This is a genomic window from Paenibacillus sp. 1_12 (assembly GCF_900114475.1).
Classification (GTDB): Bacteria; Bacillota; Bacilli; order Paenibacillales; family NBRC-103111; genus Paenibacillus_S.
This window is the reverse complement of the sequence record NZ_FOTE01000062.1, coordinates 1-2,143: the sequence shown is the minus strand read 5'-3', so window position 1 is coordinate 2,143 and position 2,143 is coordinate 1. Positions and strand designations below refer to the sequence as shown.

At 38.3% G+C, this 2,143-nt stretch carries 2 protein-coding genes; both read right to left on the bottom strand.

Annotated elements, in window-relative coordinates:
* Nucleotides 1–138 precede the first annotated feature (138 nt).
* Nucleotides 139–822 carry a polysaccharide deacetylase family protein gene (locus tag BM210_RS34125; protein ID WP_091177106.1) on the bottom strand — a complete coding sequence of 228 codons (684 nt, stop codon included), beginning with the start codon at nucleotides 820–822 and terminating at the stop codon, nucleotides 139–141.
* Nucleotides 823–941: 119 nt separating this feature from the next.
* Nucleotides 942–1,757 carry a stalk domain-containing protein gene (locus BM210_RS36125; RefSeq protein ID WP_091177105.1) on the bottom strand — a complete coding sequence of 272 codons (816 nt, stop codon included), beginning with the start codon at nucleotides 1,755–1,757 and terminating at the stop codon, nucleotides 942–944.
* Nucleotides 1,758–2,143 lie beyond the last annotated feature (386 nt).

Here is a 2,143-nt window from a genome sequence, read left to right as displayed (position 1 = left end):
CGAACACGACCGTTAAGCCCTTCAGCGCCAATGGTACTTGAACCGCAGGGTTCTGGGAGAGTAGGACGTCGCCAAGCACGATGAAGCAGTTGATCCTAGTGATCAACTGCTTTTTTGTATTTTTAGCTATTATTTGTTTTACTTTTTAGTGCGAGCGATTAGATCCGTGACGGTTACAAACTGGTAGCCCTGCTTCCCAAGCTCCGGTAAAATTTGTTGAAGCGCTGCAACCGTTTGACTGCAATCCCCTTGTAGGTCATGGAACAAAATAATATCTCCGTTATGGACATTTGAAAGTACGGTACTCACGATTTTATCTACGCCTGGCCGCTTCCAATCCTTTGTATCCTGATACCAGGACCACATGACTACAGTTAGCTTATCCTCCCCTGTTAATTGAAGCAAGGCATCGTTATAGAATCCTCCAGGAGGTCGGAAGACATGGGGCATTTGCTCTGTTACATCAAAAATAATTTCTTGAGTTTGACGTATTTCTTCTATTAACTTTTCCGGTGGTACATTTTTTAAATAATGATGGTCAAAAGTATGATTAGCTATTTCATGCCCTTCATTTACCTCGCGTATGGCGATTTCCGGATACATTTGCACTCTTTTGCCTAAAACAAAAAAAGTAGCCTTCGCCTGATACGCTTTAAGCAGGTCCAAAATTTGCGGAGTGTAAATAGGATTAGGACCATCATCAAAAGTGATAGCAATAAGCTTTTTGTCAGTAATTACATTCCAGACAACTTCACTGTTTGGATTGGTGGAGGCAGCTGTGGTTATCACTAATATTGAAACGAATAGCAGTAACTTTCCCATCAACACTTTAATCAAACGCTCCACTCCTCTAAATCTTGATAGCCTTTAGTTTGTCATGGACCCACTGGATTATACAAAAAAAGAGCAATTGCTTTGTAAGCAATTACTCTCAAGAAATTTTAGTTGTTCAAAAAATAAATTTTAACTTGCTGGATTCCAAACTGCGCAGCTTTTTTTTGGTTATCGGGAACATAGATATCAATCTTATTTCCTTTAATAGCATTACCAGTATCCAAAGCTGTAGCAAACAGGCCACCGGAGGGAAGACCCTCATAATCATAACCTTCTATATATACTTTGGAGCCTAATGGAATAATGCTTGGATCTACAGATATGCTGCCTACAGCTAATGGATTGCCAAAATAATCTTTGCCTGCATAACCACCATTTTCAGCTGAGGATCCCGTATAAGCGGTAGCAGTTCCATCGATGATCTTATAGTTCGGGGCGTACCATGAGGGGGCGTGATATTTTCCATCCTGATTTAATATTGCAATACGATTTTGGGCATCCCACTGTATCCGAATGCCAAGGGCATTAGCAAGGTCACGTAAAGGTACATAGGCAATTCCATTTATCAACTGTGGTATTGATTCTAAGAGCAAGGAGTCACCGTTTGTAGTGGCGTTGCTGATACCCGTCGTAAATGAAAAGATATGGTCTTCTTTAGTGAGTGTGATATTTAACGATTGACCAATTGTTTTCCAGTTGATCTCATAATTGAGCTTCTGACCTATAATACGAACAGGGATTTGCAAGAGATGATTGCTGTCCAGAAATGGCTGCGCATCAGGAAAAGTGATTAACTGTTCATTGACTTGCACCTTGACGTCGTTTACTAATGGGGGTGGGGCTGCATGAATACTACTAACCGATGCAAAAAAAGAAAACAATACAATTGAAGACAATATAAATAGCTTTGTAAAACGTCTCATTCAATTCCTCCGGACTTTAAGTATGATAATTAAGCTTAAAGAAAGATCCTCAGGCGGCATTTTTAAAAGTTATCATAAACTGTAGAATAGGACAATGTATAAAAACAACCATTAAATACCTTAAAATGGGATAAATATGGCTGATGAAAAAAATGTAGAAAAATATTATAAAAAAGCTTGCATTAACCTAAATGTATGTGTTATATTGTTGATCCGGCCGCAAGATGGTACGGAAAACGAAAAGAATTAAAAAAGAAGTAAAAAAGAATTAAAAAAAGATTTGCAATCATCAAACAAATGTGATAAGATGTAATTCTGTGGTTGAGGAAATAAATCTTAACACAGCATGAATTGTCCTTTGAAAACTGAATCAACGAGTGAGTAAA